Source organism: Candidatus Methylomirabilota bacterium, from assembly GCA_035936835.1.
Taxonomy (GTDB): Bacteria; Methylomirabilota; Methylomirabilia; order Rokubacteriales; family CSP1-6; genus AR37.
Map to the genome: position 1 here is coordinate 1 of DASYVT010000125.1, position 24,902 is coordinate 24,902.

Genomic DNA, 24,902 nt, shown 5'->3' on the forward strand with positions numbered 1-24,902 from the left:
GGTTCGACCCGGCCGAGACCCCGGGCATCATCACGCCCTTCATGGTGCTCTACGCGCTGCACGACGCGCTCGTGAAGCCCATGCCTGGCAATGCCATGGCGCCCTCGCTCGCCGAGTCCTGGACCATGTCCAAGTACGGCCTGACGTACGAGTTCGCGCTTCGCAAGGGCGTCAAGTTCCACAACGGTGACGTCGTGACCGCGGAGGACGTCAAGTTCTCCTTTGAGCGCTACCGCGGCGCGTCCGCCGCTGACCTGAAGGCCAAGGTGGCGCGGGTCGAGGTCGTGGACCCCTACCGCGTCCGCTTCACTCTCAAGCGGCCGTGGCCGGACTTCATGATCTTCTACGCGACGCCCGCCACCGGGGCCGCCTGGATCGTGCCGAAGAAGTACGTCGAGAAGGTGGGCGACGACGGCTTCAAGAAGGCGCCCGTGGGCGCGGGCCCGTACCGGTTCGTGTCCTTCAAGCCCGGCGTGGAGCTGGTGCTGGAGGCCTTCGACGGCTACTGGCGGAAGACTCCGGGCGTGAAGACGCTGGTCTTCCGCGTGATACCCGACGAGTCGACACGGCTGGCCGCGTTGAAGCGGGGCGAGGTCGACATCGCCTACAGCATCACGGGGCCGCTGGCGGAGGAGCTCAAGCGCACGCCCGGCTTGACGCTGGCGCCCACCTTCTTCCCGTTCACGATCTGGATGGTCTTCACCGAGCAGTGGGATGCCAAGTCGCCCTGGTACGACAAACGGGTACGGCTGGCCGCGAATCTCGCCGTCGACCGCCAGGGCATCAACCAGGCCGTCTACCTCGGCTATTCCAAGCTCGCCTACAGCTTCGTGCCCCAGGGCATGGAGTACTTCTGGGCGCCGCCGCCGTACCCGTACGATCCGAAGCGCGCCAAGCAGCTCCTCTCAGAGGCCGGCTACCCCAACGGCTTCGACGCGGGCGAGCTATCCGGCGACATGATCTACGGCACCGCCATCGGCGAGCCGGTGGTCAACTATCTCCAGGCCGTGGGCATCCGCATCAAGCTCCGCCCGCTCGAGCGCGCGGCCTTCTACCAGGAGCTCGCCGACAAGAAGCTCCGCTTCGTCGTCCAGAACGGCAGCGGCGCGCCCGGGAACGCTCCCACGCGCATCGAGGTCAACGCGGTGACGGGCGGCCGCTACGCCTACGGGGCTTACCCAGACATCGACGGGCTCTTCTCCGAGCAGGCGAACGAGATGAACCCGCGGGTGCGGCGGCAGCTCCTCGACAAGATCCAGCAGATGATCCACGAGCGCGTGATGTTCGGCCCGGTGATCGAGCCGGCCTTCCTCAACGGCGTGGGCGCGCGCCCGGCCGTCCACGGCCTCGGCCTGATCGCGAACCACGCCTACTCGGCGCCCTACGAAGATCTCAAGCTCAACGGAAAGTAAGAGGCGGCACATGCATGGAACGTGGCGGCCATGAAACGATTCATCGTCAAGCGGCTGGGCTACGCGGTGCTCTCCCTGCTCCTCCTCTCCCTGACCATCTTCCTGCTGGTGCGCCTGACGGGCGACCCCTCAGTGCTGCTGGTGGAGCCCGGGGCGAGCAAGGAGGACCTGGTCGCCATCCGCGTCCAGCTTGGTCTCGACCGGCCGATCTGGGTCCAGTACGGCCAGTTCATGTCGAGCCTCGCCCGAGGCGACTTCGGCCACTCCTTCTACTACCGCACGCCGGTGCTGGAGCTCTACCTTTCCCGGCTGCCGCACTCCCTCATGCTCGCCGTGGCGGCCATGGCATTCTCACTCCTCGTCGGCATCCCGAGTGGCATCCTCGCGGCCGTCCGCGTGAACCAATGGTGGGACAGCGCGGGGAAGATCTTCGCGCTGCTCGGGCTGTCGCTCCCCTCCTTCTGGGTCGGCCTGGTCATGATCCTGTTCTTTTCCGTGTACCTCGGCTGGCTGCCGTCCTCCGGTTCCGGCACGGCGCTGCACGTCATCATGCCGGCGTTTGCCCTCGGCTGGTACTTCGCGGCGGCCCACATGAGGCTGACGCGCTCTGCCATGCTGGAGGTGCTGGGCTCGGAGTACGTCAAGCTCGCGCGGCTCAAGGGCCTGCCCGAGGCGCTCGTCATCGGAAAGCACGCCTTCAAGAACGCGCTCATCCCCGTGCTGACGCTGGCCGGCATCAACCTGGTCATCATGGTCAATGTCGCGGTCGTCGTGGAGACGGTCTTCGCGTGGCCCGGGGTCGGCCGGCTGCTCTACGAGGGCATCTCCTTCCGCGATTTCCCGGTGGTCCAGGCCACCGTCCTTATCGGCGGGGCCATGATCGTGATCGTCAACTTCTTCGTGGACGTCCTGTACGCGGTGATCGACCCGCGCATCCGCTATGAGAGGTAGGTGGCTATGAACGGCAGCCGAGCGGCCACACTCACGGTGCCGTGGCGCTTCGCCTGGCTCCGGATCGAGGGCTTTCCCTGGATCCCCGCGATCATCATCGGCATCATCGCGCTCGTGGCCGTCTTCGCCGACGTGCTGGCGCCGTACAACCCCGAGATCGGCGTGCTCGGCGACCGCTTCCGTCCTCCCGCGTGGCAGGCCGGCGGCAGCCAAGCCTACCTGCTGGGGACCGACCACGTCGGACGCGACGTGCTGTCGCGCCTCATCTTCGGCGCGCGCGTTTCCATGGTGGTGGGCTTCACCGCGGTCATCGTGGCCGGCCTCCTCGGCACGACGCTCGGCATCCTGTCCGGCTACCTCGGGGGCTGGGTCGACCAGGTGATCATGCGTGTCACGGACACGTGGCTGGCGTTGCCGGCGCTGACCTTTGCGATCTTCCTTGCGGCCGTGGTCGGCCCCAGCCAGTGGAACATCGTCATCATCCTGGCCGCCGTCTACTGGACGCGCTACGCCCGCGTCATCCGGGGCGAGGTCCTGTCGCTCCGCGAGCGCGACTACGTGCGCCTGGCCATCGTGGCGGGGTGCTCGAAGAAGACGATCATGCGCCGCCACATCCTGCCGAACGTGCTGAACTCCGCAATCGTGCTCGGCACCCTCATGCTGGGCATCGTCATCGTCACCGAAGCCGCGCTGTCCTTCCTCGGCGTCGGCGTGCCGCCGCCCAAGCCTGCCTGGGGGCTCATGCTGGCCGACGGGAAGAAGGGGCTCATGGCCGGCTACTGGTGGCTGACCGTGCTGCCGGGGCTCTGCATCATGTTCATGGTTCTCTCGGCCAACCTCCTCGGCGACTGGCTCCGCGTCAAGCTCGACCCGCAGCTCCGCTCGCTGTGACCGCTCTCCTGGAGGTGTCGGGCTTATCGACCCAGTACGTCGGCGCGCGCGGAACCCGCGTGACGCGCGCGGTGGACGACGTCTCCTTCACGCTCGAAACGGGGAAGACCCTCGGGATCGTCGGCGAGTCCGGCTCCGGCAAGACGACGCTGGCGCTGACGCTCATGCGTCTCCTGCCGCCGGGGGCGCGGATCGCGAGCGGTTCGATGCGCTTCGAGGGCGAGGACCTCCTCGACAAGTCCGATGCCGAGATGCGCGCCCTCCGCGGCAAGCGCATGGCCATGATCCTCCAGGACCCGATGGCCTCGCTCAACCCCCTCTTCACGGTGGGCAATCAGATCGCCGAGACGCTGCGCGCGCACGAGGGCATGTCGAGACGCGGCGCATGGACGCGAGCCCGGGAGCTGCTGGCGTCCGTCAACATCGCGGCGCCGGAGCGGCGGGTGAGCGAGTTCCCCCACGAGCTGTCGGGCGGGATGCGCCAGCGGGTAGTCGGCGCCATCGCCATCTCGTGCGGGCCGAGGTTGCTCATCGCCGACGAGCCGACCACGAGCCTGGACGTGACGATCCAGGCGCAGTACCTCAAGCTGCTGCGCGACATCCAGCGCGAGCACGGGCTCGCCCTGATCTTCATCACCCACAACCTCGGCATCGTGGCGCGGATGTGCGACCAGGTGGCGGTCATGTACGCCGGGCGCCTGGTCGAGACGGGTCCGGTGCGGACGATCTTCAACGCCCCGGCCCATCCCTACACGCGGGCGCTCATCGAGTCCATCCCGCGCTTCGGCGACACCGTCACGCGGCTGACCGCCATCGAGGGCCAGCCGCCCGATCCATCCGCGCTGCCGCCGGGCTGCGCCTTCCATCCGCGCTGCCCCCTGGTGATCGAGCGCTGCCGGACCGAGGCGCCGCCCGAGACCCGCGTGGCTGCCCAGCACCGGGCGCGCTGCTGGCTGGCTGCCGAGGCGCCCGCCCGCCTTATTAAACGATGACGCCGCTCCTCGAGGCGCGCGGCCTGACTAAGCACTTCTCGGTGGGCCGCGGGCTCCTTGGCGGCGGCGGGGGCGTGGTCCGGGCCGTGGATGACATCGCCTTTGCCATCGAGCCCGGCCGCACGCTGGGAGTCGTGGGAGAGAGCGGCTGCGGCAAGACCACGACCGCCAAGATGGTCCTGCGGCTCGAGAAGCCGACAGCGGGCCAGATCCTGTTCGAGGGCCAGGACGTGGCCGGGCTCGAAGGCGAGGGTCTCATGCGCTACCGCAAGAGCGTCCAGGCGGTGTTCCAGGACCCCTTCGCCTCACTCAACCCGCGCATGCGCGTGGACTCCATCATCGCGGAGCCCCTCGTCACCCACGAGCGCCTCGACGACGCGGCGGTCGCCGCCCGTGTCGCGCAGCTCCTCGACGTCGTCGGGCTGCCGGCGCGGTCGAAGGACCTCTTCCCGCACGAGTTCTCGGGCGGCCAGCGCCAGCGCATCGCCATCGCCCGCGCGCTCGCCCTGTCGCCGCGGCTGGTGGTCCTCGACGAGCCGGTCTCGGCCCTCGATGTCTCGATCCGCGCGCAGATCCTGAACCTGCTGCGCGACCTCCAAAAGGAGCTGGGGCTCGCTTACCTCTTCATCGCCCACGACCTGGCGGCGGTGGCCCACATGAGCCACGTGATCGCCGTCATGTACCTCGGGCGCATCGTGGAGATGGGCGAGTCGGCGCGCGTGGCCTCGTCGCCCCAGCATCCGTATACGCAGGCGCTCTTCGCCGCCGCGCTTCCCGCGCATCCGGACGAGCAGCGTGAGGAGATCGTGCTGGCCGGCGAAGTGCCGAGCCCGGTCAACCCGCCGGCCGGGTGCCACTTCCACCCGCGCTGTCCCAAGGTTATGGTGCGCTGCTCACGGGATGAGCCCCGGCTCAAGTCTTCTCATGGCCGAGAGATCGCCTGCCACCTCTTCGACTAGGCGGGGCTGGACGGCGCCCGGCCGAGTGCCTTCTATAGGGTGTCTCGCGTCAACCTCCACAGACAAGGAGCACGAGATGAGCGAGAGCAAGAGCCCGTTCCGCCAGCGCCTCGAGGCCGCCGTCGCGGCCAAGCATAGTCGGATGAACCTCTTCACAGAGAAATGGGTCAAGGGGGAGTTGACGCGGGCGCAGTTCGGCTCGTGGGCGTCGCAGCACTACCAGTACGTATCCCAGTTCGCCCGCTGGTGCGCGGCCGTGTACGCCGAGTGCCCGGACTCGGACGCCCGGGACTTCCTGCTCGAGAACATCATCGAAGAAGAATCGGGCGTCAAGCACGTCGACCTGCTGATCCGCTTCGCCGAGGCGTGCGGGGTTAGCCGCAAGGAAGTCGAGACCGCGCAGCAGCTGCCCACGACCCGGGCGCTCACGGCGTGGTGCTACGAGACCTCCCAGCGCCCCTTCCACATCGCCGCGGCGGGGCTCCTCGTCGGCCTGGAGTCGCAGGTGCCCGGCATCTACCAGCGCAGCCTGCCGCCGCTCAAGACCCACTATGGCTTCACCGATCACGAGGTCGAGTTCTTCGCCATCCACATCGAGGCGGACGAGGTCCACGGCGAGCGCGGCTACCAGATCGTCGAGGGACACTGCACCACGCCCGAGAGGCAGGCCGAGGCTGCCGAGCAGGTGCGGCAGGCGACCGAGATGCGATGGCAGTACATGTCCGGCCTCCACCGCGCCTTCGTCCTCAAGGAAGACATGTGACCGCGCGGGGAGAGGCGCAGCGGAACGCGGGCTGAGCGGACATGGAGTACCGCGCGGCCTCCCTCGAGGAGGTCCCGTCGGGTGGCTGCAAGCTGGCGGAGATCAACGGGTCGCGCGTGGTGCTGGCCCGCGTCGGGGAGCGCGTCTACGCGTGCGCCGACACGTGCTCGCACCGCGGCGGTCCGCTCAGCGAGGGCAAGCTGGCCGGGGCCAGGCTGACCTGTCCGTGGCACGGGTGGCTCTACGACGTGCGGACCGGGCAGTGTCTCCTGCCCGCCCGGGGCGCGGCGATCGCGACCTACCCCGTGCGGATCGACGGCGGGGACATATGGGTGGAGGTGCCGTGAACCGGTGTCGCGGGAGGCAGCGCGGATGATCACGGTCAAGCGGCTCACGCTGGAGGACGCGCGCATCGTCCTGGAGGCGGCCGAGGCCAAGGCCAAGGTGATCGGCGTCGCCCAGACCATCTGCGTCTGCGACGACGGCGGGCACGCCATCGCGCTCCACCGGATGACGGGGGCGCGCATCACCGGCGTCGAGATCGCCATCGCCAAGGCCTTCACCGCGGCCGGCCACCGGCGCGCCACCCACAAGTTCAACGCGCCGCCCGATGGTCCCGCGCTGCCGGGCAACGAGGCCTTCGGCATCCACGCCATGCACCCGGGCAAGTTCGCGATTTTTGTCGGCGGCTTCCCCATCGAGGTGGAGGGCGACGTGGTGGGCGGCATCGGCGTGAGCGGCGGCAGCGGCGAGCAGGACACGCAGGTCGGCGAGGCGGGGATCGCCGCGCTTCTCCGTTCCTTGAAGCGCTAGCCCCGTAGCAGAGCGACGACGCCGACCGTCGCCACCAGGTTGCCGGCAGCGTGCGCGATGATGCTGGGCCAGAGGCTCCCGGTCCGCTCGTAGGCCATCGCCCAGAGGATGCCGCTCCAGAAGACCGCGGCGAAGCCAAGCACTCCGTAGCCGTGCGCGACCGCGAAGACGGCCGCGGAAAGCGCCGCAGCCGGCGCGACGCCGAAGTGCCTGCGGAGCGCGGGGTAGAGGACGCCGCGGAAGGCCACCTCTTCGCCGAGCGGCGCCCAGAGCGCGCTGCCGATCGTCTCGCGGGCTACGAGCCCCCACGAGCCCCATATGAGGTTTTCCTGGAGCCCGTCGGCCCAGTGCGAGCTGAGGCGCAGGGCGTCGAGGGCCGCTCCGATCAGGCTCTCGCCTGCCAGCTGGAGCCCGACGAGAGCGAGGGCGACCCAGGCGACGGTGACGAGATGATCCCGGCCGGGCAAGAGTCCGAAGGCCGCGGTGAAGGACAGTCCGCGTGAGCGCAGGTACCAGGCGGCGTAGAGAAGGATGGGCGCCACGGACGCCGGGCCCGTGAGGGCGTCGAGCGCACTGTCGTCGGGAATCGCCAGGCCCAAGCCGGCGCCCAGGACGAGAAAGCCCAGCGCGCCCCGGATGAACAGCGCGTAGCCGTCCGCAAGCGAGAAGGCTTCCGGCATCCGGGCGTCTGCCACGTTCAGATCTGCGTGGGTCACGAGCATAAGGCCCACGGTCGCGAGGCCCGCCACGGCCAGCAGCAGTCCCGCCGCCTCGAGCGCGCGCCAGCGGCGGAGCAGGACCGAACCGCGTGCCGCGATGGCGGACTCGGCCTGCTGGCGCGCGATGGCGTCTCCCGAGCGGCGCGCGAGGCGCGCGACGAGCGCGTCGGCGAACCAACCCGCGGGAAGCTCGTCGCGCACCTCGGTGATGAGCGCTCGCCCGGTGGCGCGACTGAGGGACGGTTCGAAGTAGGCGGCCTCGATCCAGTCCCTCCTGCGCGTCGCCGCCGGCTCGCTGTCCTCCCAGTCGTCCAGGGCCGACCGCAGCGCCTCCGTCTGGCGCGTCTCGCCGAGCAGGATCAGCCGGGAGAGCTCCACGTCGGGCGACGTCGAGACCTCGGCCAGCTCCTCGTGCCAGCGGATCCAGTCATCGATCCCCTCGTCCCCTCCGGAGAGCAGGGCGTAGAGGCGGCGTTCCCACGGGGTCGCATGGCGGAGCGCCGCGCGCACGTCCATCTCGCGCTCCGTCAACCGCTCGAGCGAGTCCTCCGGCCGGTGGAGACGATCGAGCGGCCCGCCGGGCGTCAGCATGAAGAGATAGCCGACGAGCCCTGTCACGAGGACCGTCGAGAGCCAGGTCGCCCACGGGCGGAAGAAGGGCCGCGGCGGGGCCGCGGAAGGATCGGGAGCGGGCGGGGCGCCGTCGAATTCGGGGCCGGACATGCGGCGGCAGTATAGCACCGCCCCCGACGGGACAGGGAGCTAGAGCACGCGCTTGCGGATGGCGGTGACTGCGACTTCGGCGAAGAGGACGACCGCGAAGACGGCGACGAGGACGGCGGCGACGGTGCGCCACTGGAATACGTTGATCGCGGCGTCCAGCACGAGACCGATGCCGCCTGCGCCGACCAGTCCCAGCACCGCCGACTCGCGCACGTTGTCATGAGCGTGCCGAGCGTTACGATGTTGAGCGTCTCGACCATGGCGGCGAGATTCTTCCACTTCGATTTGTCCTTGGGCAGTTGGTCGTGAGATCCGTGTCCGCATCGCAGTAGAGCGGGTCGAGCGTGCCGCGGCTGGCGCTGGTCTCGTCCGCTACCCACGCCACGCCGGGCAGTGGAGGAGGAGCAGATCGTGTGCCTCATCTGCGGCGCGCGCTTCCGCCAGCTGACCAACACGCACCTGCGCGGACACGCCCTGTCGGCGCTCGAATACAAGGGGCGCTTCGGCTACAACCGCGGGCGCCCGCTGATGTGCCGCGCGTTCTGCCGGCTGTACGCCGAGCGCGCCGTGCGGAGCGGCCTTGCGTCGCGCATCCGCAGCCGGCCCATCGTGGCCGACCCCGAGCTGCGCCGTCGCGGGGGCATGCGGCCCGTGACCCTCGAGGAGCTCCTCACGCGCCGCGACGCGCGTCGTGCGGCCGGGCGAGGCGGGCTGTGAACGGCCGCGTGCTGGCTGCGGGGTGGCCCTTTGCCGGACTTCTGGCTCTTGACGCGGGCCACGCCGAGGTCTCGGGCGCGGCGCCGGTCCGCGGTCTCATTGTCGAGACCGACAGCCAGAGCGGCATCTTCGTCCTCGAGTCGGGGGACGCGACCTGCCCGCTCACCACCGACGCCGCGACGCGTTGCTACGGCGTGGACGGCTATCCCATCGCGCGGGGGGACATCCCCGTCGCGGACACGGTTGAGACGGTTCAGGAGAAGAACGGAGAGGAGTGGGTCACGACGAAGATCCGGGTCTTGCGGCCGGCGCCGTCCCCGAGCCCCGGGACGTGCTAGCCGCGTCCCCCCGGTTGCCCCTCCGTGCCCTCGCGCACCTGACGCATCGCGTAACGCAGGCGCAGAAGGGTTGAGAGCGCGGGCCCCTTCGCGTATATTCGCGTGTGGCGCGGGGTCTTCCTGCGGCAGACCAAGGAATTCCCACCCAGGGGCATGAGTCGCCAGGTCGCGGCCGACCGGCGTGAAGGGGAGGAACACAATGACGCGCTTCCGTGTTGTCGCCGCCGTGTGGCTGGTCTTCGGGGCCGCCGCGCTCGTGACCGCCGTACCCGCCCAGGCTCAGACGCCAAGGCCCGGAGGGCATCTCAACATCATGCTGCGCGAGGACCTGCCCCAGGGCTTCGCCGTTCACGAGTCGTCGACGATATCGGTGAGCTACCCGTCGCTGCCCTGCTTCAACAACCTCATCTTCTTCGACCAGCACAAGCGCACGGAGAGCGTCGAGACCCTCGTGGGCGAGTTGGCCGAGAAGTGGTCGTGGCAGGACAACTATAGAAACCTCGTGTTCTTTCTCCGCAAGGACGTCAAGTGGCACGACGGCAAGCCCTTCACCTCGAAGGACGTCAAGTTCACCTTCGACATGCTCCGCGAGGCGCCCGAGGCGCAGGCCAAGCTTCGCATCAACCCGCGAAAGGACTGGTACGCCAACATCGAGGCCATCGAGGCGCCCGATCCTCACACGGTGGTCTTCCGTCTCAAGCGCCCCCAGCCCTCGCTCCTGATCATGTTCGCCTCGGGCTACACGCCCATCTACGCCGCGCACGTGCCGCCCGCGAGCTACCGCACGGGCTGCATCGGCACCGGGCCCTTCAAGGTCAAGGAGTGGCGCAAGGGCGAGTTCGTCGACTACGTCAAGAACGCGGACTACTTCGTCAAGGGCAGGCCCTACCTGGACACCCTCCGCTATGTGGTCATCGAGAACCGCGGCACGCGGAACTCGGCGCTCCAGGCCGGCAAGCTCGACGTCTCCTTCCCCGGGGAGATGACGAAGACCTCATCGGAGCAGGTCAAGAAGGCCGTGCCCCAGTTGGTCGTCACGCCCGTCGGGCAGACGGTCAGCGACAACATCATCATGAACGTCAAGAAGCCGCCCTTCGACAACATCAAGGTGCGGCTGGCCGTGAGCTACGGGATCGACCGCCGGGGCCTCATCCAGGCCGTCCACCAGGGCGGAGCCGTCGCGGGCGCGGCGCTGCCGCCCAAGCCATGGGGCATCTGGGGCATCGCTGAGCAGGGGTTGCTGGCGCTCCCGGGCTACGGCAAGCCGGCCGACATGAAGGACAAAGCGAAGAAGATGATGGCCGAGCTCGGCTACACGCCCGAGAAGCCGCTCAAGGTCGAAATCGGCACGCGCAACATCGCCATCTACGTGGACATGGCCTCCTTCGTCATCAACGAGCTCAAGCAGATCGGCATCGACGCGACGCTCAAGCAGATCGAGACCGCGCAGTGGCACTCGATGGCCACGCGCGGCGACTACCAGATCGGCGCCAACCTGACGGGGCTGGGCGTCGACGATCCCGATGCGAACTTCTACGAGAACTACGCCTGCGGCTCGCCGCGCAACTACAGCCAGTACTGCAGCGAGCAGGTGATGAAGATGGTCGACCAGCAGTCGCAAGAGCTGAACCCGCAGAAGCGGCTCGAGATGGTCGTGGCGCTGCAGAAGAAGCTCGAGGAGGACGCGGCGCGGCCGATCCTCGACTGGAAGCTCGACTATTTCACCCAGTGGCCGTACGTGCACGACCTCATCCCGCACAACAATATCTACAACTTCGGCCGCATGCAGGACGTGTGGCGGGACCAGTAGCGCGCCTGGGGTGAAGAACTATCTCCTCCAGCGCCTCGGCATCGCGGCGCTGACGCTCTTCGGGATGTCGCTCGTGATCTTCGTCCTCCTGCGCTTGGCGCCGGGGGACATCGTGGACATCCTCTTCTCGACCGGCGGCTACGTGAATCCCTCCGAGCGAGCCGCCATCGAGAAGGAGCTCGGGCTCGACAAGCCCGTCTGGGCCCAATACATCGAGTGGATCGGCCACATGGCCACCGGCGACCTCGGCAAGTCCTACCGCTACGACCTGCCGGCCTGGGAGATCATCCGGCCGCTGATCCCCGTCACCCTCGAGCTGGCGACGCTGTCCATGATCGTGGCGGTCCTGCTCGGTGTCCCGACGGGCGTCATCAGCGCCGTGCGCCAGGACACGGCCCTCGACTACGTGCTGCGCGTGGTGAGCCTGGCGGGGCTCAGCATGCCGTCTTTCTGGCTCGGCATGGTCATCATCCTAACGCTGGTGGCCTGGATCGGGTGGATCCCGCCGATGACCTACGTCCCCATCACCGAGAACTTCAAGCTCCACGCGATCCAGTTTGCCCTGCCCGCCATGGCGGTCGGCTACCGCTCCTCGGCCCTCATCATGCGCATCACGCGCTCGGCACTGCTGGAAGTGATGCGAGAAGACTACATCAGGACGGCGCGCGCCAAGGGGCAGGGGGAGCGCGTTGTGATCTGGAGCCACGCGCTCAAGAACGCGATCCTGCCCGTCGTGACCATCATCGGCATCGAGTTCGCGTTCCTGATCGGCGGGCTCGTGGTCACCGAGACCGTCTTCAACCTGCCGGGCATCGCGCGCTTCCTCGTGCAGGCCATCCTGTGGCGTGACTACCCGATCGTGCAGACCCTCGTCATGTTCATCGCCATGGTCGTGATCTTCTCGAACCTCGCTGTGGACATGCTCTACGGCGTGCTCGACCCGCGGGTGCGCTATGGCAGCTAGCGGGGCGGCCGTGGCCGTCGCCGCGCCCGCAGCGCGACCCTCCCGCGACGGGATGTGGGTGACGCTCCTGCGCTTCTGCCGCAAGAAGCCTCTCGGCGCGGCCGGCGGCGTCATCATGCTGCTGATCGCGTTCGCCGCGATCTTCGCCAACGTGCTGCAGACCTACGATCCCATCGCCACCGACGCCGCCGTCACGCTGGCGCCGCCGAGCGCGGCGCACTGGCTCGGCACCGACCACTTGGGCCGTGACATCTACTCCCGCATCCTCCATGGGGCGCGCGTGTCGCTCCTGGTGGGCCTGGGCTCGACCCTCGTCGCCTCGCTGCTGGGCGGCGTCATCGGACTCCTCTCGGGCTACGTCGGCGGCAAGACCGACCTCGTGGTCCAGCGCATGATGGACATCCTCCAGGGGCTGCCGCTGCTGGTCCTGGCGCTCGTCATGGCTGCGGCGCTCGGGCCGTCCATCCCGAACGTGATTCTGGCGATCTCGATCCCGATCATGCCGCGCGCCGCCCGCGTCATCCGCTCGAGCGTGCTCTCCATCCGCGAGTTCCAATACGTGGAAGCCGCGCGCGCGCTGGGGCTCACCCATCTGCGCATCGCCTTCCGGCACATCATGCCCAACACCGTGGGGCCATTCATCGTGCTGGGCACGGCCCAGCTCGGCAGCGCCATCCTCGTCGAGGCGGCGCTGTCCTTCCTGGGCCTGGGCGTGCCGGAGCCGTATCCCTCCTGGGGGCGCATGCTGTCGGTCTCGGCCGCCGAGTACGCCCAGAAGGCGCCGTGGCTCGTGCTGTTCCCGGGCATCGCCATCAGCCTTGCGGTGTTCGGCGCGAATCTCCTGGGTGATGCCCTCCGCGACACCCTGGACCCACGCCTGCGCGGCGCCTAACCCACGTCTTCGCTGAAGGAGGTAGACATGGCTTCGGATGACCTGTGCTGGATGCCGGCCTCGGAGATGGCCGCGGCCATCCGGCGGAAGAAGGTTTCGCCGGTGGAGGTAATGAAGGCCGTGCTCGGGCGCATCGAGCGCCTGAACCCGACGCTCAACGCGTTCGTGACGCTGACGGCCGAGCAGGCAATGCGCTCCGCCCGCGCGGCCGAGCGCGCGCTCACGAGGCGGGGCGCCAGGCTCGGGCCGCTGCATGGTGTCCCCTTCTCCACCAAGGACCTTGTCGTCACCAAGGGCATCCGGACGACCTTCGGCACGCGGCTCTACGCCGACAACGTGCCGACCGAGACGGCGCCGATGGTGGAGCGGCTGGCCGCGGCCGGGGCGATCCAGCTCGGCAAGACGAACACGCCCACGATGGGCTGGATCGGCGCCACGCACAATCTCCTCTTCGGCGCGACGCGCAACCCGTGGAACCTCGATCGCACCCCGGGCGGCTCGAGCGGGGGCGCCAGCGCCGCCGTCGCGGCCGGCATGGGGCCGCTCGCCATCGGCACGGACGGTGGAGGCTCCATTCGCATTCCGGCGTCGTTCGCCGGCATCTTCGGCCACAAGGCCTCCTTCGGCCGCATCCCCGTGTATCCCCCCAGCGGGGGCTGGAGCCTCTCGCACATCGGGCCGATGACCCGCACGGTGACGGATGCCGCGCTCATGATGAACGTCTGCGCGGGACCCGACTCGCGTGACCAGTTCTCGCTGCCCGCTGCGCCAGTCGACTACGTCAAGGCGATCAAGGGTGGGATCAAGGGGCTCCGCGTGGCGTGGGTGCCCGACCCGGGCTACGCAAAGCTGGTGGATCCCGAAGTAGCGGCCGTCTGCGCGCGCGCGGCCAAGCGCTTCCGCGAGCTGGGCTGCCGCGTCGAGGAGGTCAACCCCCGCTGGCCGTCGCCGCACCAGATGTGGAGGGCGATCTTCTGCGGCGGCGTCGCCGCTCGGCTGGCGCCCTACCTGCCTCAGCGTCGCGCCGACATCGACGAGGGTCTGGCGGCGCTCATCGACGAAACCCTCTCCTGGGGGCCCACAACCTACGTCCAGGCCTGGTTCGACCGGATGGCCTGGTGGGAGCACCCGCGCCGCCTCTTCGAGACCTACGACATCATGCTCACGCCCACGGTGGCCTGCCCGCCCTTCAAGATCGGCCTCGATAATCCAAGCGAGATCGCGGGGCGTCCGGCGGAGCCCTACGAGTGGATTCCGTTCACCTATCCCTTCAACATGACCGGCCAGCCCGCGTGCTCGGTGCCCGCCGGCTTCACCGCCGACAAGCTCCCGGTGGGGCTCCAGATCGTGGGCCGCCGCTTCGACGACGCCACCGTCCTTCGAGCCGCGGCGGCCTTCGAAAGGGCGCAGCCCTGGCACCATCTCAAACCCCCGATCGACTGACTCCAAAGACCGACTGACTCCGAAGACCAAGTGACTCCGAAGGGGGAGACGACATGACCGCTGACGACGTCAAACGCATCCTGGTGGTGGGGGCCGGGCAAATGGGCGCCCAGATCGCGATGCAGTCCGCGCTGCACGGCTACCAGATCACGCTCAACGACCTCAACATGGAGCTCCTGCAGAAGGGCATGGCCGGGAACCGCAAGCAGCTCGAGCGCCGCGTCCAGAAGGGGCAGATGACCAAGGACAAGATGGAAGAGGCCGTCGCCCGCGTCACGCTCGAGCCTGACCTCGAGAAGGCCGCGCGCGACGCGGATTTCGCCATCGAGGCCATCGTGGAGCGGCTCGAGCCGAAGAAGGACTGCTTCGCCAAGCTCGACCGTCTCTGCCCGCCCCACACGATCCTCGCGACCAACTCGTCCACGCTCATGAACTCCCAGATCGCGCCCTCGACCAAGCGGCCGGAGAAGTGCGTCAACATGCACTACTTCTACCCGCCGCTGGTCATGAAGCTCGTCGAGGTGGTCAAGGGGCAGTGGACCAGCGAAGAGACCGTGGAGATCACGGCCGAGGTAAGCCGGCGGAGCGGCCGGGAGCCGGTGATCCTGCGAAAAGAGCTGCCGGGCTTCCTCGTCAACCGCATTCTTCGCGCCCTGGTGCGCGAGGCCTACTACTGCCTCGAGCAGGGGGTGGCCAGCCACGCCGACATCGACAAGGCGGTGGAGCTCGGTCTCAACCACCCGCTCGGGCCCTTCAAGCTCGGCGACCTCTCGGGCCTCGACATCGGCTACAACGCCCGCCTCGAGACCTTTGCTGTGACCAAGAACGACGCCGACCGGCCGCCCAAGGAGCTGGAGAAGCGCGTCAAGCGCGGCGACCTCGGGCGCAAGACCGGGCGCGGCTTCTACGACTACTCGACGGATCCGCCCAAGCCGGTCCTGGACTGATACGCGTATCGCGACGGAGACGCTCCGCCCACGTCGATCCTCGACTGACGGGCGTATCGGACCGGCGACGCTCCTAAAGCTGGACATTGACGCCTAACGGGGTGTGAGACAGCCTGCGCGCCATGCGGGGGCGGCGCGCGCAGACGGGGCATTCGCTGGTCGAGGTGCTGGTCGCGACGGCCATCATGGGTCTCGTCATGTCGGCCACTCTGAGCGTGCTCCAGTCCGGCCTCGCCGCCTGGGGCTGGGGCGCAGGAAGGGTCGAGGCGCAGCAGGCCATACGCGCGGCTCTCGAGCGCATGGCGCACGAGCTCCGCGAGGCGGGCTATGACCCTACCGATGCGGGGATCGAGGCCGTCCTCGTGGCCGAGCCCGCCCGGATCGTCTTTCAGCGCGACCTCAACGGCAACGGCCTGATCGACCCCACGCGCGAGCGCGTCACCTACCTGCTGCGCTCGGGAGAAACGACGCTCCGGCGGGACGCGGGAGGCGGCGCCCAGCCCCTGGCCGAGAACGTGCGGCGCTTCAGTCTCTCCTACCTCGACAAGGCCGGCGCGCCCACGGCTGATCCGGCGCGGGTCGCTTCGGTCAGGATAGAGATCGAGGCGGGGCGTGCCGGGCCCAAGGCGACCATGGCGACGCTCGTCTCCCTGAGAAACGGGGCGTTCTGGTAGGATTCGCCCATGCGCAGCTTCCGGTGGCACCCAGCTCTCGCGGTGGCGCTCGTGGCGGCGGGCGTCGTGACGGCCTGCGAGACCGTGCCGTATACGGGCCGTTCGCAGCTCCAGTTCATGTCGCCCCAGCAGGAGAGCGAGTTGGGCGCCCAAGCCTACCAGCAGACCCTGGCCAAGACGAAGCTGTCCTCAGATGCCGCGGCGAGCGAGATGGTCACCCGGGTCGGCAGTCGCATCGCCGCGGTCACGGGCCACCCGGAATACAAGTGGGAGTATCGGCTCATCCAGGATGACAAGCAGGTGAATGCCTTCGCCCTGCCCGGTGGCAAGGTTGCCGTTTACACCGGTATCCTGCCCATCACCCGCGACGAGAACGGCCTGGCAGCCGTCCTGGGGCACGAGATCGGCCACGTCATCGCGCGTCATGGCGGCGAGCGGGTCAGCCAGCAAATGCTGGTCAACGTCGGCCTTGAGACAACCATGGCGGCTCTCTCCCGGGGCAATCCCGCCACCGTCCAGGCCGTGGCTTCCCTCCTCGGTGCCGGGGCCACAGTCGGGGTGCTTCTCCCTTGGAGCCGGGCCCAGGAGTCGGAGGCCGACCACCTGGGACTCATCCTGATGGCCGAGGCCGGCTATGACCCCCACGCCGCCAGGGACCTCTGGGTCCGCATGGCCGCGGCCTCGAAGGGGTCGGGAAAGCCCCCTGAATTCCTCTCCACCCACCCCTCGGAGCCCACACGGATCCAGCAAATCGAGGTCTGGATGCCGGAAGCCATGCAGTACTACCACCCCCGCTGAGGCCCCACTTCTCCAAGATGCGGTAGCCCCGTCAGGGCCGGACACCACCCGTCGCCTTGGCGGATGATCTGGATATATCAAGGAAATCAGAGTTTTTTCTTGACACCCCCAAGCGCAACCTTTAGATTAGGCCGCTGAGTGGGGTGAAATCCCATGAAGTGGTTTCACTGCTCGGCCCGGGGAGATTCTTTCCCCAACGAGAGGGGAGACGGTGTTTCGGGGACAGTTCAGTCACACGGTGGATCCGAAGGGACGGCTCAGCATCCCGGCTGATTTCCGGGAAGTGCTGGCCGACGGCTTTGGAGACAAATTGATGATTGCCCCGAACGGCAATGCGCTCGAAGTCTACCCCGAGCGGAGGTGGAAGGAGCTCGAGGACAAGGTCGGCAAACTGCCGCTCCTCGACCCCGACCGAAGGATGTTCCAGCACGGCTATCTCTCCGGCGGCAAGGCCGTGATGCTGGACCCGCAAGGGCGGATCCAGATCCCGCAGAACTATCGCGAACGGGCCGGCCTGGTGAAGGACGTCGAGATCGTCAGCATGATGACGTACTTCGAGGTCTGGGACAAAGAGCGGTGGGCGCACGCCCAGCGCGACAACGCCGGGACGCTCGACGATCTCCGCGCGAGGTTGGCGGCGAAGGGCGTCTAGGGATGGAGCGGGAGGCGGCGGCGCACCTCCCGGTGCTGGTGGACGAAGTGACGTTCCTCTTGCGCCCCCGACGCGGGGGCTGGGTGGTGGACGGGACGATCGGCATGGGCGGACACGCTGAACGGTTATTGGAAGCCGGCGGAGAGAACACCCGGGTGCTCGGGATCGACCGCGACCCCGAGGCGCTCGAGCGCGCGCGCCGCAGGCTCGCGGGCTTCGGCGACCGGGTGCGGCTCCGCCACGGGAGTTTCAGGGACGTGGGCGCGCACGCGGGCGAGGCCGGCGTCAGCCAGGCCGCGGCGATCCTGCTCGACCTGGGATTGTCCTCGTACCAGCTCGACGCCTCGGGGCGGGGATTCAGCTTCCAGAAGGACGAGCCGCTCGACATGCGCTTCGACCCCGCTCGCGGCCGCACGGCGGCGAACCTGCTGGCGGACGCAACGGAGGCCGAGTTGGCCCGCATCCTCTTCGAGTACGGCGAGGAGCGCCACGCGCGACGCATCGCGAAACGAATCGTTGAGCGGCGGCGGCGCTCCCCGTTGACGATGACGGCGGACTTGGTCGAGGCGGTCAAGGCCGGAGTGCCCCGCGCGGCCTGGTCGCGCCGCACGCATGTCGCCACCCGCACCTTCCAGGCGCTCCGCATGGCTGTGAACGAGGAGCCCGAGGCGCTCCTCCAGGCGCTGGACGAGGCGCCGGCCTTGCTCGAGCAGGGCGGCAGGCTGGGCGTCATCTCGTTCCACTCTGGCGAGGACCGCGCGGTCAAGCGCGCCTTCCGGGCGCTCGAAAGAGCGGGCTTCATCGAGCTCGAGCCTTCGCCGGTTACCGCGTCGGACGACGAGATCAGCGGCAACCCGCGGGCCCGGAGCGCCAAGCTCCGCGTGCTCGAGCGGCTGGAGGCGGCGGCATGAAGATGGGTGGTGCCCACGCGATGCCGATCCAGATGTCGCTGGGTCTCAGGGGAGCGTCTACGGCCGACCAGCAGGTGGCGCACTTCCACCGCGACACCGACCGCCGACGTCTGCGCGCCATGCTGGCAGGGGTCGCGGCCGCCGGCGTCGTCGTGGCGCTGGTGCTGGGGCTGGTCGGGCTTCGCATGCAGCAGGTGCGCCTGTCCTACCGGCTCGACACCCTGCGCACGGCCAAGGCCGGCGCCGAGGAGTTGAACCGCCGGCTGCGCGTCGAGAAGGCGAGCCTCCAATCGCTGGCGCGCATCGAGCTCGAGGCGCGCTCACGGCTCGGCATGGTCGCTCCCACCCGGCAGCAGATCCAATTGGCGCGCGAGTTCGCGGCCGCCGGCACGACATCGACGGCGCTCGCAGAGCGTACCGCGGTGGCCGCTGCGCCTTTGCGCGAGAGGGTCCGCTAGCATGAAGCGAGGCGAGGCCGCTCCGCCCCCATGACGGCCCCCCGGAACCCGGGTCTAAGGAGCCGCACACTGATCCTGGCAGCGTGCGTCGCCTGCGCCTTCCTCGGGATCCTCGGCCGGCTGACGTACCTCCAGGTTTTCAAGCACGACGAATACTCCCGGCTGGCCGAGAGCCAGCACGCCAAGACGGTCGCGCTCCGGCCCAAGCGCGGGCCGATCGTCGACCGCGGGGGCCAGGTACTGGCGGAGTCGTCCAACGCCGAGTCGCTCTTCGCGCTGCCCCACCGCATCGACGACGCTCAGCGCCTTGCAGGCGAGCTCTCGCCGATCCTGGGCGAGCCCGCGGTCGACATCGCCCGCCGCCTCGATCCGGCCAAGCGCTTCGTCTGGGTCAAGCGCAAGTTGTCTCCGCCCGTGGCGCAGGCCGTGCGCGACCTGAACGAGCCGGGGCTGGGATTCCTCCAGGAGAGCCTGCGCCTGTACCCGAGCCGCGAGCTGGGCGCCCACGTCATCGGCTTCGAGGGGCTCGACGGCAAGGGCCTGGGCGGTGTCGAGCAGGCATGGGACGTCCACCTGGCAGGGGCCGAAGGCCGGGCGCTCGTCGAGCGCGATGGCCTCGGCCGTGACGTCACGGGCGCCCCCGTCGTCCTCAAGGCGTCCGTGCCGGGGCAGGGCATCGCACTCACTATCGACGCCACGCTCCAGTACCTGGCCGAGAAGGAGGTCGAGGCCGCCTGGCGCCGCACGCGCTCCAAGGTGGCGATGGCCGTCATGATGGATCCGCGCACGGGCGAGATCCTGGCCCTTGCGATCCGGCCCACGTTCAATCCGAACGCGTTCGGCGCGGCGACGGACGAGCAGCGGCGCAACCGCGCCCTCACCGACCCCTTCGAGCCGGGCTCGACCTTCAAGGTCATCATGGCCGCGGCCGCGCTCGAGGAAGGCGTCGTGCGCCCGACCGACCGCTTCTACGGCGAGAACGGCAAGATCAAGGTCGCCAGCGCGGTCATCTCCGACTGGAAGCCATTCGGCTGGCTCACCTTCGCCGAGGTCCTGCAGAACTCCTCCAACGTGGGCTCGATCAAGGCGGGGATGCAGCTCGGCAAGGAGCGCTACTACAAGTACATCACGGGCTTCGGCTTCGGTCAGCCCGCGGGCCTCGGGCTGCCGGGCGAGAGCCGCGGCCAGCTGCGCCCGCCCCCGCAGTGGTCGGCGCTGTCGCTGGCGACGATGTCCATCGGCCAGGAGATCTCGGTGACGGCGGTGCAGATGGTCGCGGCCTTCGCCGCCATCGCTAACGGCGGACGCCTCATGCAGCCGCAGATCGTGCGCGCGGTGCTCGACGGCCAGGGGCGCGAGGTGCGAGGCTTCGAGCCGAAGGCCGTCCGCCAGGTGATCTCGCCCGAGACCGCCCGCGAGCTCACGACCATCCTGACGGCCGTCGTGCGCGAGGGCACGGGGCACAACGCCGCGATCCAGGGCTACGAGGTCGCCGGCAAGACCGGCACGGCGCAGAAGATGGACCCGGCGACGCGCCGCTACTCCCACGCGCCGGGCGTGCTGTCCTTCGTGGGCTTCGCCCCGGCCGACGACCCGCGGCTGGCCATGATCGTGATGCTCGACGAGCCCAAGAACGAGAAGTGGGGCAGCGAGGCGGCGGCGCCAATCTTCGCCGCCATCGGTCTCCAGGCGCTGCGCCACATGAACGTCCCGCCGCGGGGGACCAGCCCTGTGCCGATCATGCGCGGCCATGTAGCGGGCGACGCCGACACGACGGCCGCGGCGGCGCCCCTCAGGCTCGCGAGCCTCGACGACGCCTCGGGCGCCGCGCGTGTCATGCCCGCGCTAGAGGGCCGCTCGCTTCGCGGCGCTATGGTCGCGCTGGCCCCATACGATGTGGCGCTCGAGGTCGAGGGTCGCGGCGTCGTCGTCGCCCAATCCCCTGCGCCGGGGACGCCGATGACGGCCGGCATGACGTGCCGCCTGACATTGACCGGACCAGCGGGGACCGGGCCGGCGGGGACCGGGCCGGCGGGGACCGGGCCGGCGGGGCCGCCGGCCGCGAGTCGATGACCGGAGACCCCGTGCCCACCGCGACCCTGCTCGAGGCCTTGGCTGACAAGACGGTGCTGGGACCGATCCCCGCCACCGTCCTCGGTGTCGCGTACGATTCGCGCACGGTGAAGCCCGGCGATCTCTTCGTCGCCGTCCCTGGCCTCAGGCAGGACGGCCGACGCTATGTCGAGGACGCGCTCGGGCGCGGCGCGGCCGCCGTGGTCCTCGAAGGGCCGGACCTGCTCGAGGGCAGGGCGACCGGTCGCGTGCTGGTGCCGTCTTCTCGCGAGGCCCTCGCACGGCTGGCCGACGCCTACTTCGGCCATCCCTCGGGCAAGCTGACGGTGATCGGCATCACGGGCACCAACGGCAAGACAACCACGTCCTATCTCGTCGATGCGCTCCTGACCGCCCGCGGGCAGCGGACCGGGCTCATCGGGACCGTCCAGTATCGGGTCGGGGCGGAGGTCATTCCGGCGGGCCAGACGACGCCGGAGGCCGTCGAGCTTCAGTCGCTGCTGCGCCGAATGGTCGACGCGGGAGTCACGGCCGTCGCCATGGAGGTCTCCTCCCATGCGCTCGCGCTCTCGCGCGTGGACGGTATCGACTTCGACGTCGCGGTCTTCACCAACCTGACGCAGGACCACCTCGACTTCCACTCGACCATGGACGCGTACCGGGAAGCCAAGCGGCGCCTCTTCGCCCTGCTGGCCGCCGGGCTCAAGTCCGGACGCACCGCCGTGGTGAACGCCGACGACCCCTCGGGGGTCAGCATGGTCGCCGGCCTCCCGCTCCCGACGATCACCTACGGGATACGCGGGCGTGCCGACGTGCGCCCGGCGCGCTGGACCTCCGGCGCCGAGGGCATCCGCATGAGCGTGCGGACGCCGGCCGGCCACCTGGATATCGCCTCGCCGCTCGTGGGCGAGCACAACGTGATGAACCTGCTCTCGGCGGCCGGCGTCGGCGTGGCTCTCGGCATCGCGCCGGCCGTCATAGGCTACGCGTTGGGCTCCGTCGGGTCCGTCCCGGGCCGCTTCGAGCGCGTCGAGGCAGGACAGCCCTTCCTCGTCATCGTGGACTACGCCCACACGCCCGATGCCCTCGAGAGGACGCTCGAGACGGCCCAGAAGCTCCGCGGCCCCGGCGGCCGGCTCGCGGTGGTCTTTGGCTGTGGCGGCGATCGCGACCGCGGCAAGCGCCCGCTCATGGGCGCCATCGCCTCGCGCCTCGCCGACCGCGTCTGGATCACCTCCGACAACCCGCGGAGCGAGCGGCCCGAGGCGATCATCGCCGACATCGTCGCGGGCATCCCTGCCAAGAGCTCCGCCAAAGGCTCCGGCGGTCCGGCGCTCGACCGGCATGAGACAATTCCGGACAGGAAGGCCGCCATCCAGAGCGCGCTTGCCTGGGCCTGTGCCGGCGACGTCGTCGTCATCGCCGGCAAGGGCCACGAGACCTATCAGGTTGTCGGTTCCGACGTGCTCCCCTTCGACGACCGCACCCACGCCCGGGCCGCTCTCGCGGGGAGAGCGACATAGGACCGCGCATGCCGGCATTCACCATCGAAGACATCGTCCGCGGCACCCGCGGCGCCCTCCTCGGAGGCGACCTCGGCATCGCCGTGGCCGGCATCTCCCTCGACAGCCGGAGCCTGGGTGTCGGTGAGGTGTTCTTCGCCGTCCGCGGCGAGCGCCAGGACGGCCACGCCTTCCTGCGCGACGCCGTCGGGCGTGGCGCCGCCTGCCTCGTGATCCACTCCGTGCCCGACGATCTGCCGCCGGGCGTGCCCGTCGTGCTGGTGGACGAGACGACGAAGGCCCTCGGGCGGCTGGGCGCATGGCACCGCCAGCGGTTCACGATTCCGGTCGCGGCGGTGACGGGCTCGAACGGCAAGACCACGACCAAGGAGATGATGGCGGCGGTGCTGGCCTCGCTTGGGCCCGTGCTCAAGCCCGAGTCGAGCTTCAACAACCAGTGGGGGCTGCCGCTCACGCTCGTCAAGCTCACTGCCGAGCACCGCGCGGCCGCGCTCGAGCTCGGCACGAACCGGCCGGGCGAGATCGCCGCGCTCGCCGAGATCGCGCGGCCCACCATCGCGGCCGTCACCACGGTGTCGTCCGCGCACACCGAGTTCCTCGGATCCCTCGACGACGTGCAGCGGGAGAAGAGCGCCCTGGTCCGGGCCATTCCCGCCGACGGCGCCGTTGTGCTGAACGCCGACGATCCCCGCGTCCTTGCCATGGCCGCTTTGAGCGCGGCGCGGGTCTGGACCTTCAGCGCGCGGGACGCGGCGGACATCCGCGCGGCGGGGGAGATCAGCGAGACCGCGGACGGCGTCGGCTTCACCCTCGAGACGTCCGAGGGGCGTGGGGCCGTGCGGCTGCGCTTGGCCGGACGGCACAACGTCACGAACGCGCTCGCAGCGGCCGGCGTGGGCGCCGCGCTTGGCCTGCCGCTCGAGCGGATCGCCCAGGGCCTCGAGGCGGCGCGCCCGGCCAAGGGGCGCTGCGTGTGGCGGCGCTGCGGAGCGCTGCGCATCCTCGACGATACCTACAACGCCAACCCGGTGTCGGTCCGCGCTGCGCTCGACACGCTCGGGGCGTCTGCCGGGGGTGTGCGCCGGGTGGTGGTGCTGGGCGACATGCTCGAGCTCGGTCCCATCGCGGAGGCGGAGCACAGGGCGATGGGGCGCGCCGTCGCCGCTTCCGGAGCGGCGGAGTTCGTCGGGCTGGGCCGCGCCGCCAGGCTGGCCGTCGAGGCGGCGCGTGAGGCGGGGCTGGCCGAGAGCCACCACGCCGAGACCTTCGAGGACACCGTGGCGCATCTCCTCAAGCGCCTGGCCTTAGGCGACGCCGTGCTGGTCAAGGGCTCGCGCGGCATGCGCATGGAACGCGTCGTGGATGCGCTCATCGCCCGCTTCGGGGGGGAGGATGGCTGATGCTCTACGACCTCCTCGTGCCGCTGGCCAGGGACAGCATCGTCTTCAACGTCTTCCGGTACATCACGTTCCGGGCCGCGATGGCGACGGTGACGGCGATCGTGATCTCCTTCGTGCTGGGCCCCTGGCTGATCGGGCGGCTGCGGGCGCTGCAGGACGGCGGCGAGACGATCCGCGAGGACACGCCGGAGCGTCACCGCGAGAAGGCCGGGACACCCTCGATGGGCGGCTTCATCATCCTGGCGGCGCTGCTCATCTCGACGCTCCTGTGGACCAATCTTCACAACCGCTACGTCTGGGTGCTGATCCTGGCGACATCGGGCTTCGCCCTCATCGGCTTCCTCGACGACTGGAGAAAGCTCCGCACCAGGAAGGGCATCTCGGCCAAGGAGAAGTTCGGCGCGCAGATCGCGCTGGCCGGGTCGCTCATGGCGTGGCTCTATCTGTGGCCGCCCGACGGCTTTTCCACGGCGCTCTCCATCCCCTTCTTCAAGGGGTGGTTGGTGACCCTCGGCTGGCTCTGGGTGCCCTTCGCGCTGTTGGTGATCGTGGGCGCCTCGAACGCGGTCAACCTGACGGACGGCCTCGACGGCCTGGCGATCGGGCCCATCGTGATGGCGGGCGGCGCCTTCGCGATCATCGCGTATCTCTCCGGCAACTTCAGACTGGCGGAATACCTGCGGATCCTGAACGTCAAGGGCACCGGCGAGCTGACCATCTTCTGCGCGGCGCTGGTGGGCGCGGCCGTGGGCTTCCTCTGGTTCAACAGCTACCCGGCCCAGGTCTTCATGGGAGACGTGGGCTCGCTGGCGCTGGGCGGGGCGATCGGGACGCTTGCCGTGCTGACGAAGTCGGAGCTCCTGCTGCCGCTCATCGGCGGGATCTACGTGGTCGAGGCCGTGTCCGTCATCATCCAGGTCGGCTACTTCAAGGCGACGGGCAAGCGCTTCTTCCGCATGGCGCCGCTGCACCACCACTACGAGATGCAGGGGTGGCCGGAGCCCAAGATCATCGTCCGTTTCTGGATCGTGTCCTTCATGCTGGCGCTCCTGGCGCTCACGACCCTCAAGCTGAGATAG

At 69.3% G+C, this 24,902-nt stretch carries 24 protein-coding genes and 2 pseudogenes; 24 read left to right on the forward strand and 2 right to left on the reverse strand.

Annotation, left to right across the window (positions count from 1 at the left end):
- From VGV06_10570 to VGV06_10605, 8 genes are all read left to right on the forward strand, one after another.
- Nucleotides 1-1,412 (forward strand): ABC transporter substrate-binding protein (locus VGV06_10570; protein ID HEV2055600.1); only part of this gene is annotated, 1,412 nt, incomplete at its 5' end.
- Nucleotides 1,413-1,442: 30 nt separating this feature from the next.
- Nucleotides 1,443-2,363: an ABC transporter permease gene (locus VGV06_10575; protein ID HEV2055601.1), complete on the forward strand. Its 921-nt coding sequence runs from the start codon at nt 1,443-1,445 to the stop codon at nt 2,361-2,363.
- Nucleotides 2,364-2,369: 6 nt separating this feature from the next.
- Nucleotides 2,370-3,254 carry an ABC transporter permease gene (locus VGV06_10580; protein ID HEV2055602.1) on the forward strand — a complete coding sequence of 295 codons (885 nt, stop codon included), beginning with the start codon at nt 2,370-2,372 and terminating at the stop codon, nt 3,252-3,254.
- Nucleotides 3,251-4,246 carry an ABC transporter ATP-binding protein gene (locus VGV06_10585; GenBank protein HEV2055603.1) on the forward strand — a complete coding sequence of 332 codons (996 nt, stop codon included), beginning with the start codon at nt 3,251-3,253 and terminating at the stop codon, nt 4,244-4,246. The genes VGV06_10580 and VGV06_10585 overlap by 4 nt, the downstream gene beginning before the upstream one ends.
- Entirely contained in the window at nt 4,243-5,205 is a 963-nt protein-coding gene (locus VGV06_10590; GenBank protein HEV2055604.1) for a dipeptide ABC transporter ATP-binding protein, read from the forward strand. Before VGV06_10585 ends, VGV06_10590 begins: the two co-directional genes overlap by 4 nt.
- 76 nt (nt 5,206-5,281) lie before the next feature.
- Nucleotides 5,282-5,968, forward strand: coding sequence for an iron-containing redox enzyme family protein (locus VGV06_10595; protein HEV2055605.1), 687 nt, complete (start codon nt 5,282-5,284; stop codon nt 5,966-5,968).
- A gap of 41 nt (nt 5,969-6,009) precedes the next feature.
- A complete protein-coding gene (locus tag VGV06_10600) occupies nt 6,010-6,315 on the forward strand; it encodes a Rieske (2Fe-2S) protein (GenBank protein HEV2055606.1) in 306 nt (101 codons plus the stop codon).
- Nucleotides 6,316-6,340: 25 nt separating this feature from the next.
- Nucleotides 6,341-6,781: a heme-binding protein gene (locus VGV06_10605; protein HEV2055607.1), complete on the forward strand. Its 441-nt coding sequence runs from the start codon at nt 6,341-6,343 to the stop codon at nt 6,779-6,781.
- Here the strand turns inward: VGV06_10605 and VGV06_10610 are convergent.
- Nucleotides 6,778-8,223, reverse strand: coding sequence for a type II CAAX endopeptidase family protein (locus VGV06_10610; protein ID HEV2055608.1), 1,446 nt, complete (start codon nt 8,221-8,223; stop codon nt 6,778-6,780). The two genes, VGV06_10605 and VGV06_10610, sit on opposite strands and share 4 nt — an antisense overlap.
- 39 nt (nt 8,224-8,262) lie before the next feature.
- A pseudogene (locus tag VGV06_10615) lies at nt 8,263-8,439 on the reverse strand (phosphonate ABC transporter, permease protein PhnE).
- A gap of 165 nt (nt 8,440-8,604) precedes the next feature.
- Here VGV06_10615 and VGV06_10620 point away from each other — a divergent pair.
- The 16 genes and pseudogenes from VGV06_10620 to mraY all read left to right on the forward strand — a co-directional run bounded on the left by VGV06_10620 (nt 8,605) and on the right by mraY (nt 24,902).
- Nucleotides 8,605-8,940 (forward strand): annotated as a pseudogene (locus VGV06_10620) (MucR family transcriptional regulator).
- Complete coding sequence (locus tag VGV06_10625; protein ID HEV2055609.1) at nt 8,937-9,278, forward strand: hypothetical protein; 342 nt, start codon at nt 8,937-8,939, stop codon at nt 9,276-9,278. The pseudogene VGV06_10620 and the gene VGV06_10625 overlap by 4 nt, the downstream one beginning before the upstream one ends.
- Before the next feature lie 199 nt (nt 9,279-9,477).
- Nucleotides 9,478-11,088, forward strand: a complete 1,611-nt coding sequence (locus VGV06_10630; protein ID HEV2055610.1) for an ABC transporter substrate-binding protein — start codon at nt 9,478-9,480, stop codon at nt 11,086-11,088.
- Nucleotides 11,089-11,098: 10 nt separating this feature from the next.
- Nucleotides 11,099-12,052 carry an ABC transporter permease gene (locus tag VGV06_10635; GenBank protein HEV2055611.1) on the forward strand — a complete coding sequence of 318 codons (954 nt, stop codon included), beginning with the start codon at nt 11,099-11,101 and terminating at the stop codon, nt 12,050-12,052.
- Nucleotides 12,053-12,104: 52 nt separating this feature from the next.
- On the forward strand, nt 12,105-12,944 hold the full coding sequence (locus VGV06_10640; protein HEV2055612.1) for an ABC transporter permease: 840 nt from the start codon (nt 12,105-12,107) through the stop codon (nt 12,942-12,944).
- 27 nt (nt 12,945-12,971) lie between these two features.
- Nucleotides 12,972-14,387 (forward strand): amidase, encoded by a 1,416-nt coding sequence (locus tag VGV06_10645; protein ID HEV2055613.1) that lies wholly within the window; start codon nt 12,972-12,974, stop codon nt 14,385-14,387.
- Nucleotides 14,388-14,440: 53 nt separating this feature from the next.
- Entirely contained in the window at nt 14,441-15,334 is an 894-nt protein-coding gene (locus tag VGV06_10650; protein HEV2055614.1) for a 3-hydroxyacyl-CoA dehydrogenase family protein, read from the forward strand.
- A 122-nt stretch (nt 15,335-15,456) separates the two neighbouring features.
- Nucleotides 15,457-16,008 carry a prepilin-type N-terminal cleavage/methylation domain-containing protein gene (locus VGV06_10655; protein ID HEV2055615.1) on the forward strand — a complete coding sequence of 184 codons (552 nt, stop codon included), beginning with the start codon at nt 15,457-15,459 and terminating at the stop codon, nt 16,006-16,008.
- Between the two features lie 9 nt (nt 16,009-16,017).
- Nucleotides 16,018-16,806, forward strand: a complete 789-nt coding sequence (locus VGV06_10660) for a M48 family metallopeptidase (GenBank protein ID HEV2055616.1) — start codon at nt 16,018-16,020, stop codon at nt 16,804-16,806.
- A 211-nt stretch (nt 16,807-17,017) separates the two neighbouring features.
- Entirely contained in the window at nt 17,018-17,458 is a 441-nt protein-coding gene (locus VGV06_10665) for a division/cell wall cluster transcriptional repressor MraZ (protein ID HEV2055617.1), read from the forward strand.
- Nucleotides 17,459-17,460: 2 nt separating this feature from the next.
- On the forward strand, nt 17,461-18,369 hold the full coding sequence (rsmH, locus tag VGV06_10670; GenBank protein ID HEV2055618.1) for a 16S rRNA (cytosine(1402)-N(4))-methyltransferase RsmH: 909 nt from the start codon (nt 17,461-17,463) through the stop codon (nt 18,367-18,369).
- On the forward strand, nt 18,366-18,827 hold the full coding sequence (locus VGV06_10675; GenBank protein ID HEV2055619.1) for a hypothetical protein: 462 nt from the start codon (nt 18,366-18,368) through the stop codon (nt 18,825-18,827). Before rsmH ends, VGV06_10675 begins: the two co-directional genes overlap by 4 nt.
- 30 nt (nt 18,828-18,857) lie before the next feature.
- Nucleotides 18,858-20,900, forward strand: coding sequence for a penicillin-binding transpeptidase domain-containing protein (locus tag VGV06_10680; GenBank protein ID HEV2055620.1), 2,043 nt, complete (start codon nt 18,858-18,860; stop codon nt 20,898-20,900).
- Between the two features lie 11 nt (nt 20,901-20,911).
- Nucleotides 20,912-22,423 carry a UDP-N-acetylmuramoyl-L-alanyl-D-glutamate--2,6-diaminopimelate ligase gene (locus VGV06_10685; protein HEV2055621.1) on the forward strand — a complete coding sequence of 504 codons (1,512 nt, stop codon included), beginning with the start codon at nt 20,912-20,914 and terminating at the stop codon, nt 22,421-22,423.
- Nucleotides 22,424-22,431: 8 nt separating this feature from the next.
- Complete coding sequence (gene murF / locus VGV06_10690) at nt 22,432-23,823, forward strand: UDP-N-acetylmuramoyl-tripeptide--D-alanyl-D-alanine ligase (protein HEV2055622.1); 1,392 nt, start codon at nt 22,432-22,434, stop codon at nt 23,821-23,823.
- Complete coding sequence (mraY, locus tag VGV06_10695) at nt 23,823-24,902, forward strand: phospho-N-acetylmuramoyl-pentapeptide-transferase (GenBank protein HEV2055623.1); 1,080 nt, start codon at nt 23,823-23,825, stop codon at nt 24,900-24,902. The genes murF and mraY overlap by 1 nt, the downstream gene beginning before the upstream one ends.

Bases quoted from the DNA above. Each gene is read 5' to 3' on its own strand.
- VGV06_10575 (HEV2055601.1), top strand. From the start codon at position 1,443: ATGAAACGATTCATCGTCAAGCGGCTGGGCTACGCGGTGCTCTCCCTG.
- VGV06_10580 (HEV2055602.1), top strand. From the start codon at position 2,370: ATGAACGGCAGCCGAGCGGCCACACTCACGGTGCCGTGGCGCTTCGCC.
- VGV06_10590 (HEV2055604.1), top strand. From the start codon at position 4,243: ATGACGCCGCTCCTCGAGGCGCGCGGCCTGACTAAGCACTTCTCGGTG.
- VGV06_10595 (HEV2055605.1), top strand. From the start codon at position 5,282: ATGAGCGAGAGCAAGAGCCCGTTCCGCCAGCGCCTCGAGGCCGCCGTC.
- VGV06_10600 (HEV2055606.1), top strand. From the start codon at position 6,010: ATGGAGTACCGCGCGGCCTCCCTCGAGGAGGTCCCGTCGGGTGGCTGC.
- VGV06_10605 (HEV2055607.1), top strand. From the start codon at position 6,341: ATGATCACGGTCAAGCGGCTCACGCTGGAGGACGCGCGCATCGTCCTG.
- VGV06_10610 (HEV2055608.1), bottom strand. From the start codon at position 8,223: ATGTCCGGCCCCGAATTCGACGGCGCCCCGCCCGCTCCCGATCCTTCC.
- VGV06_10630 (HEV2055610.1), top strand. From the start codon at position 9,478: ATGACGCGCTTCCGTGTTGTCGCCGCCGTGTGGCTGGTCTTCGGGGCC.
- VGV06_10640 (HEV2055612.1), top strand. From the start codon at position 12,105: ATGTGGGTGACGCTCCTGCGCTTCTGCCGCAAGAAGCCTCTCGGCGCG.
- VGV06_10645 (HEV2055613.1), top strand. From the start codon at position 12,972: ATGGCTTCGGATGACCTGTGCTGGATGCCGGCCTCGGAGATGGCCGCG.
- VGV06_10650 (HEV2055614.1), top strand. From the start codon at position 14,441: ATGACCGCTGACGACGTCAAACGCATCCTGGTGGTGGGGGCCGGGCAA.
- VGV06_10655 (HEV2055615.1), top strand. From the start codon at position 15,457: ATGCGGGGGCGGCGCGCGCAGACGGGGCATTCGCTGGTCGAGGTGCTG.
- VGV06_10660 (HEV2055616.1), top strand. From the start codon at position 16,018: ATGCGCAGCTTCCGGTGGCACCCAGCTCTCGCGGTGGCGCTCGTGGCG.
- rsmH (HEV2055618.1), top strand. From the start codon at position 17,461: ATGGAGCGGGAGGCGGCGGCGCACCTCCCGGTGCTGGTGGACGAAGTG.
- VGV06_10675 (HEV2055619.1), top strand. From the start codon at position 18,366: ATGAAGATGGGTGGTGCCCACGCGATGCCGATCCAGATGTCGCTGGGT.
- VGV06_10680 (HEV2055620.1), top strand. From the start codon at position 18,858: ATGACGGCCCCCCGGAACCCGGGTCTAAGGAGCCGCACACTGATCCTG.
- murF (HEV2055622.1), top strand. From the start codon at position 22,432: ATGCCGGCATTCACCATCGAAGACATCGTCCGCGGCACCCGCGGCGCC.
- mraY (HEV2055623.1), top strand. From the start codon at position 23,823: ATGCTCTACGACCTCCTCGTGCCGCTGGCCAGGGACAGCATCGTCTTC.